Raw genomic sequence first — 17,428 nt, 5'->3', positions numbered from 1 at the left:
CCTGAAGGCGCCGGCCTGATCATGCGATCAGACTGGATCACTCCAGGGTTCGAGCCCACGGAAGGCCCACATCAGGTGGTGCTGCTGCTTCGTCGTCTGCTTCGTCTGCTGCGTCTTGAATCCGGCACTGGCGGCACCGGCTGCGGCCGCAAACCCATAGGCGCCATGCGCCTGAGCTTCTGCTGCCAGTACTGCCACCGGTGCCTGAGTCGGTCGCTCATTGCGCTCGCGGACCGGCAGGGCCGCCGCCAGGGCGGGGCTGTCAGCGGCAATCGCGGACAGACCGGTACCCCGGAGAGAGACGGAACCGAGCAGGCAGGAGGCGACGACCGAACGATCGGCCATTTTGGTGGTGTTGGTCATGAAGCTGGTCACTGATCTCGCCTCCTCTCGGCGTCTCGGGGACGGGGCCCTGGGGCCTGTCCCATGCGTATTCGGATAAGTACAGCACGGATCAGGGGCTTCGGAGAAGCCACCGTTTCCGTTGCTAAGAACCTATGGGGCTTCGCTGGACATGTGCAAACTATTTTTCCGACGAGTTTCTACGCGTCGTCAGAATCCTCGCCCCCGGACTCCTGACCTGCACAGATGGCCAGGACGTCGGCGCCGTACCGCTCGAGCTTGCGGACGCCCACCCCGGAGATCATCGAGAGCTCCCCCGCCTCGGAGGGTGCGGCCTCCGCGATCGCCATCAGCGTCTTGTCCGTGAAGACGCAGTAGGCGGGCAGTCCCTGCTCCTTCGACTGGACCGCGCGCCAGTCCCGCAGCCGCTCGTAGAGTCCTTCGTCCATGTCGGAAGGACAGTCTTCGCAGCGCATCAGCTTCATCTCGCCGGCCTCGGTCAGCGTCTTGCCGCAGACCCGGCACAGCGCCGGGCCGCGGCGGCCGCGCTTGCGGGCCCCGCGCTCGGCCGCGCCGCCCGGCCCGGTTCCCGGGGCCGCGGAGCCCGGCCGCAGGCCGCTCAGGAAGCGGCTGGGGCGTCGGGCGGCCCGGCCGCCCGGAGCGCGGGAGAGCGACCAGGAGAGGGTCAGGTGCAGGCGCGCCCGGGTGACGCCGACATAGAGCAGCCGGCGCTCCTCTTCGACTTGTTCGTCGGTCTTGGCGTAGGTGATCGGCATCATGCCGTCGGTGAGGCCCACGAGGAACACGGCGTCCCACTCCAGGCCCTTCGCCGCGTGCAGCGAGGCCAGGGTGACGCCCTGGACGGTCGGGGCGTGCTGGGCGGCCTTGCGCTCGTCGAGCTCGATCGTGAGGTCCGCCAGGGTGGCGGCGGGCCGGGCGCGGGCGAAGTCCTCGGCGAGCCGGACCAGCGCGGCGAGCGATTCCCACTGGTCGCGGACGGCGCCGGAGCCGGCGGGCGGCTCGGTGGACCAGCCGGTGGAGCTGAGCACGGCCCGGACCTGGGAGCCGAGCTCCACGACGTCGTCGAGCAGCGGGTCGTTCCCGCCGGAACGGGCGGCTCCGCGCAGCGCGAGGATGGCCTTCTGGACCTCCTGGCGCTCGAAGAACCGCTCGGCTCCGCGCAGCTGGTACGGGACTCCGGCGTCGGCGAGGGCCTGCTCGTAGATCTCGGACTGGGCGTTGATGCGGTAGAGCACGGCGATCTCGCCGGCCGGGACGCCCGCCGCGATCAGGTCGCGGATCCGCCCGGCGACGCCCTCCGCCTCGGCGGGCTCGTCCGGGTACTCGGCGTAGACGGGGTCGGGTCCGGGCTCGCGCTGGGAGACCAGCTCGAGGCGGTGCTCGGCGGCCCTGCCTTTGGCCTGGTTCAGCAGACCGTTTGCGAGGTGGACCACCTGGGGGGTGGAGCGGTAGTCGCGGACCAGCTTGACCACGGTGGCCTGCGGGTAGCGGTTGCGGAAGTTCAGCAGGTGGTCGGGGGTGGCGCCGGTGAAGGAGTAGATCGTCTGGCTGGCGTCGCCGACGACGCAGAGGCTGTCGCGCTCGCCGAGCCACAGGTCGAGCAGCCGCTGCTGGAGCGGGCTGACGTCCTGGTACTCGTCGACGACGAAGTGCTGGTACTGGGTGCGGATCTGCTCGGCGATGTCGTGGCGGTCCTGGAGGATGCCGACGGTCAGGAGCAGCACGTCCTCGAAGTCGATCATGCCGCGGTCGCGCTTGAGCTGCTCGTACGTCCCGTAGATCTGGGCGATCTCGGCCATGTCCCGGGGGGCTTCGCGGCCCGCCTTGAGGGCGGCCGCCGGATAGTCGGCGGGCACGGTCTGGGTGACCTTGGCCCACTCGATCTCGCCGGTGACATCGCGCAGCTCGCCCCGGTCGAGGCGGATGCGGCAGCGCGCGCCGGCCTCGGCGACGAACTGGATCTTGCGCTCCAGCAGCCGGGGGACGTCGCCGCCGACCGCCTTGGGCCAGAAGTACTGGAGCTGGCGCAGGGCGGCGGAGTGGAAGGTCCGGGCCTGGACCCCGCCCGCGCCGAGGTGGCGCAGGCGGCCGCGCATCTCGCCGGCGGCGCGGTTGGTGAAGGTGACGGCCAGCACACTGGCCGGCATGAGCTGGCCGGACCGGACGCCGTAGGCGATGCGGTGGGTGATCGCGCGGGTCTTGCCGGTGCCGGCGCCCGCCAGCACGCACACCGGTCCGCGCAGGGTCGTCGCGACCTCGCGCTGCTCCGGGTCCAGGCCCAGGAGCACCGCGTCCGCCGAGTCGGCGGCGGCGGCGGGGAAGGATGAGGAGTGCGTTGCTGCTGTCACCCCGCCATGCTGCCAGGTCTCGTGGGTCGGGCGGGAAACTTGTCCACAGGCCGCCCTGGTCCGTCGTACTTGTCACACCGGCTCGTCACGCCGGGTTGCCGGCCGGTCGCGCACCTGATGGACCGGCCGCACCGGCCGTACCAGCCGCACCTCTCGTACGGGAATGGCCGCGCGGTGCCGTACGTTCGAGTACTCGGACCACGGAGACCCCCGAGGCCCCGAGACCGCCGAGACCGCCGAGACCCCACAGAGGAGACCGCAGCATGCAGGACAAGGGTTCCGTGACGATGTACAGCACGACCTGGTGCGGCTACTGCCGTCGGCTGAAGTCCCAGCTGGACCGGGAAGGCATCGCGTACAACGAGATCAACATCGAGCTGGACCCCGCGTCCGCGGCGTTCGTCGAGAAGGCGAACGACGGCAACCAGACGGTTCCCACCGTCCTGGTGGTATCCCCGGCCGGCAGCGAGTCGGTCATGACGAACCCGAGCCTGGCCCAGGTCAAGCAGGCGCTCGCCGTCTGACCGGCCTCCTCGCACGCAGAACGGCCCCCGCCCCGGCGGGGGCCTTCTGCGTCAGGCGGTCGCCGGGGCCGGCTTCGGGAGGGGCTTGCCGTACCAGAGTTCGACCAGTCGGGCCGCGATGGAGATGCCCGACGGGGGGATGACCTCGCCGGATTCGAACGCCTCACGCAGGTCCTCGCGGGAGAACCAGCGGGCCTCCTGGATCTCCTCACCGTCGACGTTGATCTCCGATGTGGTGGCGCGGGCCGTGAAGCCCAGCATCAGGCTGTACGGGAAGGGCCACGGCTGGCTGGCCACGTACTCGACCTCGCCTACCTTGACGCCCGCCTCCTCCCACACTTCGCGGATGACCGACTGCTCGATCGACTCACCGGGTTCGACGAAGCCGGCGAGGGTGGAGAACCGGCCCTCCGGCCAGTGCACCTGGCGGCCCAGCAGCGCGCGGTCCTGCTCGTCCGTGACCAGCATGATCACGGCCGGGTCGGTGCGCGGGTAGTGCTCCGCGCCGCAGCCCGGGCAGCGGCGGATGTGCCCGGCCGCCGCGACCACGGTGCGCTCGCCGCAGCGGGAGCAGAAGCGGTGCATCCGCTGCCAGTTCTCCAGGGCCACCGCGTGCACCATCAGCCCGGCGTCGCGCGGGTTCAGCAGCAGCCCGGCCTCGCGCAGGCCGGCCGGACGGGCCGACTGGTCCATGCGGCCCGGCAGCGCGTCCTTCTGCAGCGCGAAGTACCGTACGCCGTCCTCGTCGGTGCCCAGGAAGTAGCGGTGCGTCTCGGTGACCGGGGCCTCGAAGGCCGGGGTCATCACGATGCCGGTCCCGCCGTCGGGGGTGTCGTCGATCAGGACCTGGCCGCCGGAGACGACGAAGACGCGGGTCGTCGGGTGGCTCCAGGCGGCGGCGAGCCAGGCCTCGTCGAGGCGGTGGTGCGCGGCACGGTCGATTCCGCTGGGCGCGGCGAGCGAGAGAGGGCGCTCGGTTTGGGTGCTCACAGGTACTTCCAACTCCCCCGGTGGGTGGGACAAGGCAGGCTCGGTGACTCGTGTGGTGGGTGCGGTGCGGTGCGGTGCGGTGCCGTGCGGTGCGGTCAGGCGGGCTTCCAGTGGGCGGCCAGGTCGCCCCACAGGTAGGCGGTGGTCTCGACGCCCTTGAGGAGCAGGTCCAGCTCGACCTTCTCGTTCGGCGAGTGCCAGCCGTCGGACGGGACGGAGATGCCGAGGAAGAGGACGGGCGCGCCCAGCACGTCCTGGAGGTCCGCCGCGGGTCCGGAGCCGCCTTCGCGGGTGAAGCGGACCTGCTGGCCGAAGGCGCGGCCCATGGACCGTACGACCGACTGCAGCGCCGGGTGGTCCAGCGGGGTCAGGCACGGGCGGGTGGGGGCGCCGAAGGTGATGGAGTGGCGGATTCCGGCCGGGACGCGGGCCGCGACCCAGTCGGTGACGGCCGCCTCGACCTCGTACGGGTCCTGCCCGGACACCAGGCGGAACGAAAGCTTCAGGTGGGCGGAGGCGGGCACGATGGTCTTGCCGCCGGGGCCCTGGTAGCCGCCGCCGATGCCGTTGACCTCGGCGGTCGGGCGGGCCCAGACCCGCTCCAGGGCGGAGTAGCCCTTCTCGCCCGCGGCCGCGTGGGACTTGGCCGTACGGAGCCACTCGGACTCGTCGAAGGGCAGCTCGGAGATCAGCCGGCGTTCGGCGTCGGTCAGCTCCGCGATGTTGTCGTAGAAGCCGGGGATCGTGACCCGCTCGTCGGCGTCGTGCAGGGCCGCGACCAGGCGGGCGGCGACGGTGGCCGGATTGGGCACGGCCCCGCCGAAGGCGCCGGAGTGGATGTCCTGGTCGGGGCCGTGGAAGTCGATCTCGCAGTCGGCGACGCCGCGCATGCCGGTGCAGACGGTGGGGGTGGTCTCGGACCACATGCCGGTGTCGGAGACGATCACGACATCGGCGGCGAGCCGTTCCGCCTCGCGCTCGACCAGGTCGCGGAAGTGGGGGGAGCCGGACTCCTCCTCGCCCTCGATGAGGAGCTTGAGGTGCACGGCGGGGGCGGCGGCGCCGGTGGCCGCCAGATGCGCGCGTACCCCCAGGGTGTGGAAGAAGACCTGGCCCTTGTCGTCGGCGGCGCCGCGGCCGTACATGCGGCCGTCGCGGATCACCGGCTCGAACGGGTCGGTGTGCCAGCCGTCGGCGAGGGCGGCGGGCTGGACGTCGTGGTGCCCGTAGACGAGGACGGTGGGGGCGGCCGGGTCGGCGGCCGGCCAGTGCGCGAAGACGGCCGGGGCGCCGGGGCCCGTCTTCGAATCAGAAGGGGTCCAGACCTCGGCGACCGGGAAGCCGGTCTCCTTGAGCTTCACGGCGAGCCATTCCGCGCTGCTGCGTACGTCGCCCGCGTGCTCGGGCTGCGCCGAGACGGAGGGTATGCGGAGCCACTCGGCGAGGTCGTCGAGGAAGGCGGCGCGGTGGGTGTCGATGTACGTGCGGACGACGCTGTCCGGCGGGGTGTGGCTCATGCCCACGAGCCTAGCTGTCCGCCTGGTGGGCACCGTCCGGGCCCGGTTCGCCTTGGAGGATCCGCTCAAGGCGGGCGCGGTCGGGGAGGTTGCGGGGGTGGATCACGCGGCCGCTGCGGACGTGGAGGAAGGCGGCGGTGACCTGGGAGAGGGGGGTTCCGGTGGCTTCGGCCCAGGCCAGGCGGTAGACGGCGAGCTGGAGGGGGTCGGCCTCGGTGGTGCGGCCGGTCTTCCAGTCGACGATCTCGTACGAGCCGTCGGGGTTCTTGTACACGGCGTCGATCCGGCCGCGGATGACACGGCCGGCGAGGGTGAGCTGGACCGGTGCCTCCATGCGGTGCGGCGGGCGGTCGGCGTACGGGCTGCGCTCGAAGGCGGCCTTGAGGGCGTCGAGGTCGGCCTCGTCGGCGACCTCCTGGTCCGAGCCGGGGAGCTCGGTGGCGGGGTCGAGGACGTCGAGGAGGGGGAGCGGGAGCTCGTCGAACCGGGACTCGACCCAGGCGTGGAAGCGGGTGCCCTGGCGGGCAGCCGGCTGGGGGGGCTTGGGCATGGGGCGGGCGAGCTCGCGGACGAAGCCTTGCTCGTCCGCGGCGAGGCGCAGCAATTGGCTGGCGGAGAGCGCGGCGGGGAGCTCGACGTCGCGGACGGTGGCGCGGGCACGGCGGAGCTCGCCCTCCAGGGCCTCGAGGTCCCGGTCCCAGGAGGCGATGGCGCGTGCGTCCTCGGGGGTGAGCGGTGCGGTGCCGGGTCGCTGCGCGGCCTCTGGCGAGGGGCCGTCGCTCTGCGGGGCGGGCGCGTACGGGTCCGCGCCCCGGAGCCGGCGGGCGGGCTGCGGGGCCTCCGCTGCCCACAGGTCGTCGGGTTCCCGCCCGTCGGCCGGGGCGGGTACGGCGGCCTCCGGCCAGAGGTCGTCGTCATGCGGGGCGGCGGGCGCGGCCGGGGAGGATGTGTCCCCCACCCCGCCCCTTTCCGAAACCGGGGCTCCGCCCAGGACCCCCTGGGAGGTCGGGACTGCGCCCCCGCGCGCGGGCGCGGCTGCGCCGCCCGGGGGCGGCGGGAGCTCCGCCGCCCAGGGGTCGGCTGCCCAAGGGTCTTCGGGGTCCGGCTCCCCGGCGGGGGCAGGGACTGCCGAACCGCGCGCGGGCACGGCTGTATCGCCCGGGGGCAGCGGGGGCTCCGCCGCCCAGGGGTCGGCTGCCCAGGGGTCTTCGGGGTCCGGCTCCCCGCTGGGGGCAGGGACTGCCGAACCGCGCGCGGGCACGGCTGCGCCGCCCGGGGGCAGCGGGAGCTCCGCCGCCCAGGGGTCGGCTGCCCAAGGGTCTTCGGGGTCCGGCTCCCCGGCGGGGAACGGGCCTGTGGCGCCCGTGGGCCAAGGGACCTCGGGGTCCGGATTGCCCGCCGGGCAGGGGGGTTCGTCCTCGTAGGAGGGTTCCTCGCAGGACGGGGGCCAGAGGTAGGGGTCCTCCTCGGGGGGTGGGGGGGCTGCCAGGTAGGACTCCACCAGGGCCGCCGCCCGGCGGCGGAGGGTGAGGGAGTGCGGGTCCAGGGGGAGGGGCCAGGAGTGGTCCTCGGTGGAGGCGTCGGCGAGAGCCGGGTTCTCCGCGTCCGGAGCCGGCTCGTCCGCCCAGGCTTCGATCTCGCCGAACCCGGCCGTGCAGTGCTCATACAGGGCGGTCAGGAAGGCGGAGGGGCCGCGGCGCTTCTTCTGGGTCGGGCCCCACCAGTGGCCCGAGGCAAGGAGGAGGGAGCGGGGGCGGGTGAAGGTCACGTAGCCGAGGCGGAGCTCCTCCGTCGCCTTGTGGTCCTTCAGGGCCGCCTTGAAGGCCTTCAGGCCCGCCGAGTTCCACGCCCGGACCTTCGGCAGCGTGTCCGCGTCCCCGCGCAGCGCGTACGGGAGCACCTTCGCGTACGAGGTCCAGGCCTCGGGGGCCTTGTCCTTCGGGAAGGATCCCGCGCAGAGGTCGGGGACGACGACCACGTCCCACTCCAGGCCCTTCGACTTGTGGGCCGTCAGGACCTTGACCGTGTTCTCCCCGCCGGGCAGGGCGTGGTCCAGGCCCTTCTCGTACTGGGCGGCCGTGCGCAGGAAGGCCAGGAAGGCCAGCAGCGAGGCCTCGCCGTCCAGGGCGGCGAAGCCCGCGGCGACGTCCATGAAGTTCGACAGCGTTTCACGGCGGCGGGCCGCCAGCGCGTGCGGGGACGCGGACAGCTCCACCTCCAGGCCGGTCGCGGTCAGCACGCGGTGGAGGACGTCCATCAGCGGATCGGCGAGGGAGCGGCGCAGGTCGCGCAGTTCCTGGGCGAGGTGCGCGAAGCGGACCCGGGCCTCCGCCGAGAAGGGGAGGTCGTCCGGGGCTGATCCCGCGCCGTCGAGGAAGGTCTCCAACGCGTCGGCCAGCGACACGATCTCCGCCGGGTCGACCCCCTCCACCGCCGCCGCGAGCCGTTCGTCCGGATCCGCCGCCGCTTCGGCAGGCGACCGGCCCACCAGCAGCCGGGCGCGGCGGCCCAGCAGCGCCAGGTCCCGCGCGCCGATCCGCCAGCGGGGGCCGATGAGGAGCCGGACGAGGGAGGCGTTGGCGCCCGGGTCCTGGAGGACCTCGCAGACGGCGACGAGGTCCGCCACCTCGGGGAGGTGGAGGAGTCCCGACAGGCCGACCACCTCCACGGGGACGTCCCGGTCGACGAGGACGGCCTGGATCCGCGCGAAGTCCCCGGCGGACCGGCACAGTACGGCGATCTCGCGCGGCTGCGTCCCCGTGCGGACCAGGTGCGCGACGGAGTCCGCGAGCCACTCCAGCTCCTCGGCGTGCGTCTCCAGCAGGGCGGCCCGGACGGAGCCGGCGCCCACCGCGTCGGGCGCCGGGCGCAGCGCCTCGACGCCCTCGTGCAGGGCGCGCAGCGGGGCGGCGAGCCCGTTGGCGAGGTCGAGGAGGCGGCCGCCACTGCGCCGGTTCTCGCTGAGCGAGAGCCGGGTGGCGGGGGTGCCGTCGGCGTGCGGGAAGTGCTCGGGGAAGTCGTCGAGGTTGGCGACGGAGGCGCCGCGCCAGCCGTAGATGGCCTGGCAGGGGTCGCCGACGGCGGTCACGGCGTGGCCGGTGCCCCCGCCGAAGAGGCCGGAGAGCAGCAGGCGCTGGGCGACGGACGTGTCCTGGTACTCGTCCAGGAGCACGACTCCGAACTCCTCGCGCAGCAGGGCGCCGACCTCTGGCCGGGTGGTGGCGAGCCGCGCGGAGAGGGCTATCTGGTCGCTGAAGTCGAAGAGGTCGCGGGAGCGTTTGGCGGCGCGGTAGCGGCCGACGAGCTCGAGCAGTTCGAGGCGGCCGCGCACGGCCTCCGGCACCTTGCGCAGGTCGTCGTTGGTGAGCTTGACGTCGGCGAGGGTGTTCAGCAGCTCGGTGTCGTACGCGCGCAGCTCGGCCGGTTCGACGAGGTGCTCGGAGAGCTCGGCGTCGAGCGCGAGCAGGTCTCCGACCAGGTCGGGGACGGACTTGGTGAGGGAGGGGTAGGGGCCGGGGGCCTCGCGCAGCACCTTGGCCGCGAGCTGGAAGCGGGTGGCGTCGGCGAGGAGGCGGGAGCTGGGCTCGAGGCCGATGCGCAGGCCGTGGTCCTTGAGGAGCTGGCCGGCGAAGGCGTGGTAGGTGGAGATCCGCGGTTCGCCGCCGGCCGCCTCGGCATCGGCGGGGGAAGGGTCCGGGTCGGTGATGCCGGCCCGCGCGAGGGCGCTCCGTACGCGCTCGGACAGTTCGCCGGCGGCCTTGTTGGTGAAGGTCAGGCCGAGGACCTGCTCGGGCGCGACCGCCCCGGTGCCGACCAGCCAGACCACGCGGGCGGCCATGACGGTGGTCTTGCCCGAGCCGGCGCCGGCGACGATGACCTGCGGGGCGGGCGGGGCGGTGGCGCAGGCCAGCTGTTCGGGCGTGAAGGGGATGCCGAGGAGCTCCTTGAGCTGCTCGGGGTCGGTGAGGACGGACGGACGCGCGGACACCCGAAAAGGCTAGCCGCCCGGACTGACATCCCCGCTCACTCGACCGTCTGGCGGCCTTCGGGGCGGGCGCTGCACGAGCTGCGGAAGGAGCAGTGGTCGCACTGGCGGCCGGTGGCGGGCGCGAAGCGCTCGTCGAGGACCCGGCCGGCGGCGGTGGCGAGCAGGTCGCCGACCCATTCCCCGTCGAGCGGCTCCTGGGCCTGGATCTTGGGGTCGGCGGCGCCCTGGCGGAGCTGGACGAGCTCGGCGCCGCCGGGCGCGGGGCGCAGCCCGTCGAAGACCTCGTCGACGGCGCCCTCGCGGACGGCGAGCTGGTAGACGGCGAGCTGGGGGTGGCGCGCGACCTCGGCCTTCGTGGGCGCGGCCTTGCCGGTCTTGAAGTCGACGACGTACGCGCGCCCCTGCGGGTCCGATTCGACCCGGTCCATGGAACCCCGGATCCGGACGGCGTAGTCGCCCGCTTCGAGCGTGACGTCGAACTCGTGCTCCGTGGCCACGGCCGCCCGGCCCCCGCGGTCGGTGGTGTGCCAGCGCAGGAAGCGTTCGAGGGCGGCGCGGGCGTTGTCCTTCTCCTGGTGGGACTTCCAGGGGGCGTCGAAGGCGAGGGCGTCCCAGACGGAGTCGAGGCGTTCCATGAGGACGGCCAGGTCGGCGGGGGTGCGGCCGGAGGCGACCTCGTCGGCGAGGACGTGGACGACGTTGCCGAAGCCCTGGGCGGCGGTGGAGGGGGTGTCGGCCTTGACCTCGCGGCCGAGGAACCACTGGAGGGAGCAGGTGTTGGCGAGCTGGTCCAGGGCGCTGCCGGAGAGGGCGACGGGGCGGTCGCGGTCGCGCAGCGGGACGCTGCTGCGGGTGGGCTCGTACAGGCCCCACCAGCGCTGCGGGTGCGCGGCGGGGACCAGGGGGCGGTCCTCGTCGTCGGTGAGCGCGGCGAGGCGGGCGAGGCGTCGGGCGGCCGCGTCGCGCAGGGCGGGCGAGGCGTCGGGGTCGACGGTGGTGGCGCGCAGCTCGGCGACGAGCGCGGGGACGGCGAGGGGGCGGCGGGGGCGGCCGGTGATGTCGAGCGGGGGGACGCCGAGTTCGGTGAGGAAGCGGGAGGGCTGGTCGCCGTCTTCGGCGGGGGCCTTGACTGCGGTGACGACGAGGCGGTCGCGGGCGCGGGTGGCGGCGACGTAGAAGAGCCTGCGCTCTTCCGCGAGGAGCGCGCCGGGGGTGAGCGGCTCGGCGAGGCCGTCGAGGCCGATGCGGTCGGCCTCCAGGAGGGAGCCGCGGCGGCGGAGGTCGGGCCAGAGGCCTTCTTGGACCCCGGCGACGACGACGAGGGACCACTCCAGGCCCTTGGAGCGGTGGGCGGTCATCAGCCGGACGGCGTCGCGGCGAAAGGCGCGGGTGGTGAGGGTGTCGGCGGCGATGTCCTCGGCTTCGAGCTGTTCGAGGAAGTTGAGGGCGCCGCTGCCGCCGGTGCGTTCTTCGGCGCGGGCGGCGGTGTCGAAGAGGGCGCAGACGGCGTCGAGGTCGCGGTCGGCGTTGCGGCCGGCCGCGCCGCCGCGGCGGGCGCTGCGCTCCAGGCGCTGGGGCCAGGGGGTGCCGTCCCAGAGGGTCCACAGGGCCTCTTCGGCGGTGCCGCCGCCCTGGAGCAGCTCGCGGGCCTTGCGCAGGAGCAGGCCGAGGCGTTGCGCTCCGCGGGCGTAGGCGGGGTCGTGGGCGACGAGCCGCTCGGGCTCGGCGAGGGCGCGGGCGAGCAGCACGTCGGAGGGCGCGGGCACCTTGACGCCTGCGGCGCGCTCCTCGTCGCGCAGGGCCCGGCCGAGCCGGCGGAGGTCGGCGGCGTCCATGCCGCCGAGGGGGGAGGCGAGGAGGTCGAGGGCGGCCTCGACCGTGATGCCGCCGGCAGGGTCGCTGGGGTCCGGGCCCGGGCCCCCCGCGGCGTCGCCGGCGGCGGGGTCGGCGGGGTCCCCCGGGTGCGGACCGGATCCCCCCGCGGTGTCGCCTGCGGCGGGCTCGTCGGTGTCGGCCTCCGGGCCCGGGACGGGGGATGTTCCCCGCCCGCCCGCCCCAAAGGTGCGAGCAAGCTCGCCCACGCTGGCGCCTGCGGCGCAGGCGGCGTCCGGCGCGGCCGGGATCGCGCCTTCGGCGGGCCGGGCCTGCGGGGCGGGATCAGGGGACGTTCCCCGCCCGCCCGCCCCGGAAATGCGAGCAAGCTCGCCTGTGCCCGGGCCTTCGGCGCCCGGGCCTGCGGCCGTGGCGGGCAGCTCGCCGGTGGCCGGCGCAGCCGGGCCGGGCTCGGCAGCCGCCTCGGGCACGGGCAAAGCGGACTCGGCCGACTGCTCCGGCGCGGCCGGTTCGGCGGCCGGCGCGGCCGGGTCTACGGCGGGGGCCGGGTCCGCGGCGGCCGATGCGGGCGGTACGGACACGGGTGCGGCGGGGGTGGGCTGCGGTGTGGCCGTGGCGGCGGCGGTGGCGGTGACGCGGAGGGCTGTCAGGAGGGGGGCCACGGCTGGTTCGTGGCGGAGGGGGGTGTCCGAGCCGTCCGTTTCGGCCGGGACGCCCGCCGTGATCAGGGCGCGGCGCATGGCCGGGAGGGTGCGGCCGCCGGAGCGGACCAGGACGGCCATGTCCTGCCAGGGGACGCCGTCCTCCAAGTGGGCGCGGCGCAGGATGTCGGCGATGTTGTCGAGCTCGGCGCCGGCCGTCGGGTACGTGAAGACCTCGACCCGGCCGCCCTCCCGTACCGCTTCGAGGTTCCGGTGGGCGCGTACCGCCGCGGACGGCAGGCGGGGAACCGGCATGCGGGTCGTCAGGAGGCGGGTCGCGGAGAGGAGCGCCGCACCGGAGCGGCGGCCCACGGTCAGCGCGTGGACGGCCGCGCCCGGGAAGGCGGACTCGAAGTCCAGGATGTTGTTGATGTCCGCGCCGCGGAAGGCGTAGATCGACTGGTCCGGGTCGCCGAAGGCGACCAGCGTGCCGCCGGGGCCGGTCAGGGCCCGCAGCAGCCGCAGCTGCGCGGCGTCCGTGTCCTGGTACTCGTCCACGAAGATCGCGTCGTAGGAGGAGGAGAGGGAGGGGGTGCGCTCCGAGAGGAGGACGGCGCGGTGGACCAGTTCCGCGTAGTCCAGAGTGCCCTGCATGTCCAGGACGTCCAGGTACTCGGAGAGGAACGCCGCGGCCGCCTTCCAGTCCGGGCGGCCGATCCGGGTCGCGAAGGAGTCGAGCGCGGCCGGGCCCAGGCCCAGCTCGCGGGCGCGGGCGAGCACGGCCCGGACCTCGTCGGCGAAACCGCGCGTGGTCAGCGCGGCCCGCAGGTCGTCCGGCCAGCGGATGGACAAGGTGGAGTGGGCGGAGTGGGCGGAGTGGGGGGAGTGGGCGGAGTGGGTGCGGCGCTGGCCCTCCAGCAGGGTGCGGACCATGACGTCCTGCTCCGGGCCGGACAGCAGCCGCAGCGGGTCGGCGAACAGTTCGGTGTCCTGGTGGGCGCGGACCAGGCCGTAGCAGAAGGAGTGGAAGGTGGTGGCCTGCGGAGCCCGCGCGCCGCCGAGGCGCAGGGCGGTCCGGTCGCGCAGTTCCACGGCCGCCTTGCGGCTGAAGGTGAGGATGAGGATCCGGGCGGGGTCCGTGCCCGCCTCGACGCGGGCGGCGACGGCTTCGACCAGGGTGGTCGTCTTCCCGGTGCCCGGTCCGGCCAGGACCAGCAGTGGTCCGGCGGTGTGGTCAACCACCGCCCGTTGGGCTGCGTCCAGAACAGGGGGATCCACACGTTCCGGCCCGGTGCGCACGAGGCGGTACGCGTCAGGGGTCCGCGTACGCCGCCGCTCGGTGCGGTCGGAGGAAGAGGTCATCACGTGAAGTGCCGGTCCTGGTGGGTCTGCCTGTGCTGCGAGGGGGTCTGCCGTGACAGCCGCGGGCACAGCCCCGGCCGCAGTCGAAGAGGCAACGCTACGGCAAGCCGACGACCGCGCGCAGTTCCTCCGGGTCCCCCGTACGGTCCTTCGCACGCGCGCTCGACCGCCCGTGCGGGCCGCCCATGGCGGAAGCTGTCAGGTGTGAGCCTCGTCGCGTTCCCCGTCGCGGTCCCCGTCGCCGCCCTCACCGCTGTCGCCGTCCCAGCGGGCCCGGCGCATGTCCAGCCGGGGTTCGCCGGCCGCCGTCGTGCGCAGCGGGGTGGCCTCGGCGCGGTAGTGCTCCAGGGCGCGCCGCTCGCTGCCGGGCAGCGGTACACCGTCCGCCCGCACCACGCGCCACCAGGGCACGGCTCCCCCGTACAGGGCCATGACGCGGCCGACTTGGCGGGGCCCTCCCTCGGCGATCCATTCGGCCACGTCCCCGTACGTCATCACCCGGCCGGGCGGAATCCGCTCGGCGGCGTCCAGCACTCGCTCCGCGTACGCGGGCAGCTCCTCGCTCATTCGGCCCATGGTGCAGCACGTCGGCCGCCCGCCGACGGAGGGCACGGTTCCGCACCGGCTCGCACCCTGATGCCCCGCACGCCGGTCGGTCCGTGCCACCATCTTCCGGGCGGTGACTGGTGATACGTGATCAAGAAGAGACGGAAGTGACGACTAAGGAGCAGGGTGTGGGCCCTCCGGACGGCGCGACGGCGGACGACGACGCGCGCCCTGACGACGGTCCGGAGCACAGTCCGCGGGGCGGTCCCGAGGCCGGTCCGCATGCCGGTCCGCAGGCCAGTCCGCAGGCCGGTCCCCCGGCTGGTCCGGCCGGTGCCGCCGCCGCCCCCGAAGCCGGTCCCGAGCCCCCCCCCAAGGCCGGTCCGCACAGGCGCGCCTCCACGGCCGCCGACCGGCTCGAGGTGGACGAACCGCTGCTCGCCGCCCGCGTCCACCGGCCGTCCGACCTCGTACGCCTCCTCGTCGGCATCCTCGGCATCGCCGTCGTACTCGGCATCTCCGCCTTCGCCCACGGCACCACCGTCGGCCTGGAGGAGGACATCAACAAGGGCACCGGCCAGGCCCCGGACCTGCTGATCAAGGTCGCCGCGCTGGTGTCGAGCATCGCGGTGCTGCTGCTCCCCGTCGCCTTCGCCATCGAGCGGCTGATCAAGCGCGACGGACTGCGCATCGCCGACGGCGTGCTCGCCGCGGTCCTCGCCCACGGGGTCACCCTCGCCACCGACCTGTGGGTCTCGCAGGCCGCGCCGGAGAGCATCCAGGACGCCCTCACCCGTTCCGCCGGCGCCGGCGGGGCCCTGACCGACCCGGTGCACGGCTACCTCGCGCCTGTGATCGCGTACATGACGGCCGTCGGGATGACCCGCAGACCGCGCTGGCGCGTCGCGCTGTGGGTGGTCCTGCTCCTCGACGCGTTCACCATGCTGGTCAGCGGCTACACCACGCCCTTCTCGATCATCCTGACCGTGCTGATCGGCTGGAGCGTCGCCTACGGGACGCTGTACGCCGTCGGCTCCCCCAATGTGCGCCCCACCGGGCAGAACCTCCTCGCCGGACTGCGCCGCGTCGGCTTCCAGCCGGTCAGCGCGATGCGCGCCGAGACGACCGACGGCCCGGAGGCCTCCGAGGTCAGCGACCGGGGCCGCCGCTACCACGTCACCCTGGAGGACGGCCCACCGCTCGACGTCACCGTCGTGGACCGCGAGCAGCAGGCGCAGGGCTTCTTCTACCGGGTCTGGCGCCGGCTCACCCTGCGCGGCATCACCACCCGGCGCAGCCTGCAGTCGCTGCGCCAGGCGCTGGAGCAGGAGGCGCTGCTCGCGTACGCCGCCATCGCGGCCGGGGCGAACGCGCAGAAGCTGATCGCCACCTCCGAGCTCGGCCCGGACGCCGTGATGCTCGTGTACGAGCACCTGGGCGGCCGCACGCTGGACTCCCTCGCCGACGAGGAGATCACCGACGACCTGACGCGCAACGCGTGGGAGCAGGTACGGGCCCTGCAGTCGCGGCGGATCGCGCACCGGCGGCTCACCGGGGACGCGCTCGTGGTGGATCGTTCCGGCACGGTCATCCTCACCGACCTGCGGGGCGGTGAGATCGCCGCGGGCGATCTGGTGCTCCGGATGGACATCGCGCAGCTGCTGACCACGCTCGGCCTGCGGGTCGGCGCGGAGCGGGCGGTGGCCTCGGCGGTGTCGGTGCTCGGCCCGGACGCGGTGGCGGACTGCCTGCCGCTGCTCCAGCCGATCGCGCTGAGCCGTTCCACGCGGGCGACGCTGCGCAAGCTGGCCCGGGAGCGGGCCGAGCGGCAGCGGGAGGCTGTACTGGAGTCCTCCCGTGCGGCGAGACCGCCGCGGGACGGGGGCTCGGCGACGAGCCCGGCCGCCGACCGCAAGGCCGAGAAGAAGGCGCTGGACGACGCGCTCGACGGGGCCCGCGAGGAGGACCTGCTGAGCCAGATCCGCCAGCAGGTGCTGCTGCTGCGCCCGCAGGCGCCGGTGGAACCGGCGCGCCTGGAGCGGATCCGTCCGCGCACGCTGGTGTCCTTCATCGCGGGCGCGTTCGGTGCGTACTTCCTGCTGACGCAGCTGGCGCACGTGGACTTTGCGACGATCATCGGCGAGGCGCAGTGGGGCTGGGTCGGGACGGCGCTGGCCTTCTCGGTGCTGACGTACTTCGCGGCGGCGATGAGCCTGCTGGGCTTCGTGCCGGAGCGGGTGCCGTTCCTGAGGACCGTGGTCGCGCAGGTCGCGGGGTCGTTCGTGAAGCTGGTGGCGCCGGCGGCCGTCGGCGGTGTCGCGCTGAACACCCGGTTCCTCCAGCGGGCCGGCGTCCGGCCGGGGCTGGCGGTGGCCAGCGTGGGCGCCTCGCAGCTGTTCGGGCTCGCCAGTCACATCCTGCTGCTGCTGGCCTTCGGTTATCTGACCGGGACGGAGAAGACCCCGGAGATGACCCCGTCCAGGACGGTCATCGCGGGTCTGCTGACCGTGGCGGTGCTGGTCTTGGTGGTGACGGCCGTCCCGTTCCTGCGGAAGTTCGTCGCGACGCGCGTGCGGGCCCTGTTCGCGGGCGTGGTGCCGCGCATGCTGGACGTGCTCCAGCGCCCGCAGAAGCTGATGACCGGCATCGGCGGCATGCTGCTGCTCACCGGCTGCTTCGTCATGTGCCTGGACGCCTCGGTCCGGGCGTTCGGCGGCGGCGAGGCCATCAGCTACGCGAGCATCGCCGTGGTGTTCCTGGCGGGCAACGCGCTGGGCTCGGCGGCCCCGACCCCGGGCGGCATCGGGGCGGTGGAGACCACCCTGACGCTGGGCCTGATCGCGGCCGGCCTGGAACGGGAGGTCGCCATCTCGGCGGTCCTGCTGTTCCGTCTGATGACGTTCTGGCTCCCGGTCCTCCCGGGGTGGGTGTCGTTCAACTTCCTGACCCGCAAGGAAGCGATCTAGCCTCCGGCTCGGTACGCGGTCCCGGCGCTCCCCCGGCCACCTCCCGGTTCCGCCGCGGAGGCGGGAGGTGGCCGGGGGACGCTGCGCGGAGCCTTTTCGGGCGCTGCCCGCACCCGCGCCTCAAACGCCGGCGGGGCTGGGTTGCCCCGGCCCGTCCCGGTCGGGTGTGTGCCGGGGCGTCCCCGCAGGGCGCCGAACGCTGTACCGCGTCACTGTCCACCCCCTGGCCACGTCCGGTGCCCGAAGGGACGCCCCGGCGCGCGCCCGGCCCCACCGGAACCGAGCCGAACGCCACCAGGTTCCGGTGGGGTCGGGTGTGTGCCTGTCTCTTAGACACAATTTGAGGCGCC

At 74.1% G+C, this 17,428-nt stretch carries 9 protein-coding genes; 2 read left to right on the top strand and 7 right to left on the bottom strand.

Annotated features, from left to right (window positions below; all coding sequences use genetic code 11):
• Positions 1–27: 27 nt before the first annotated feature.
• Positions 28–363, bottom strand: coding sequence for a hypothetical protein (locus tag J7E94_RS07930; RefSeq protein WP_215013624.1), 336 nt, complete (start codon positions 361–363; stop codon positions 28–30).
• 179 nt (positions 364–542) lie between these two features.
• Entirely contained in the window at positions 543–2,711 is a 2,169-nt protein-coding gene (locus tag J7E94_RS07925) for an ATP-dependent DNA helicase UvrD2 (RefSeq protein WP_215013584.1), read from the bottom strand.
• A gap of 263 nt (positions 2,712–2,974) precedes the next feature.
• On the opposite strand from J7E94_RS07925, the gene J7E94_RS07920 reads away from it, so the two are divergent.
• A complete protein-coding gene (locus tag J7E94_RS07920; protein WP_215013583.1) occupies positions 2,975–3,235 on the top strand; it encodes a mycoredoxin in 261 nt (86 codons plus the stop codon).
• A gap of 51 nt (positions 3,236–3,286) precedes the next feature.
• Here J7E94_RS07920 and nudC read toward each other — a convergent pair whose 3' ends face one another.
• From nudC to J7E94_RS07895, 5 genes are all read right to left on the bottom strand, one after another.
• Positions 3,287–4,237: an NAD(+) diphosphatase gene (gene nudC / locus J7E94_RS07915; RefSeq protein ID WP_215013582.1), complete on the bottom strand. Its 951-nt coding sequence runs from the start codon at positions 4,235–4,237 to the stop codon at positions 3,287–3,289.
• An 83-nt stretch (positions 4,238–4,320) separates the two neighbouring features.
• Positions 4,321–5,742: a dipeptidase gene (locus tag J7E94_RS07910; RefSeq protein WP_215013581.1), complete on the bottom strand. Its 1,422-nt coding sequence runs from the start codon at positions 5,740–5,742 to the stop codon at positions 4,321–4,323.
• 10 nt (positions 5,743–5,752) lie between these two features.
• Entirely contained in the window at positions 5,753–9,730 is a 3,978-nt protein-coding gene (locus tag J7E94_RS07905; protein ID WP_215013580.1) for an ATP-dependent DNA helicase, read from the bottom strand.
• Between the two features lie 35 nt (positions 9,731–9,765).
• Positions 9,766–13,566, bottom strand: a complete 3,801-nt coding sequence (locus J7E94_RS07900; RefSeq protein ID WP_215013579.1) for an ATP-dependent DNA helicase — start codon at positions 13,564–13,566, stop codon at positions 9,766–9,768.
• Positions 13,567–13,764: 198 nt separating this feature from the next.
• The gene (locus J7E94_RS07895) at positions 13,765–14,142 is read right to left on the bottom strand and encodes an MGMT family protein (protein WP_251056310.1); all 378 of its coding nucleotides are present in this window, start codon (positions 14,140–14,142) and stop codon (positions 13,765–13,767) included.
• Positions 14,143–14,279: 137 nt separating this feature from the next.
• On the opposite strand from J7E94_RS07895, the gene J7E94_RS07890 reads away from it, so the two are divergent.
• Entirely contained in the window at positions 14,280–17,078 is a 2,799-nt protein-coding gene (locus J7E94_RS07890) for a YbhN family protein (RefSeq protein WP_374224401.1), read from the top strand.
• The last annotated feature ends 350 nt before the right edge of the window (positions 17,079–17,428 follow it).

Origin of the sequence: Streptomyces sp. ISL-94 (genome assembly GCF_018614075.1) — a bacterium.
GTDB lineage: Bacteria > Actinomycetota > Actinomycetes > Streptomycetales > Streptomycetaceae > Streptomyces.
The sequence above is the reverse complement of the archived record's forward strand: the minus strand, read 5'-3'. Positions and strand labels throughout refer to the sequence as shown.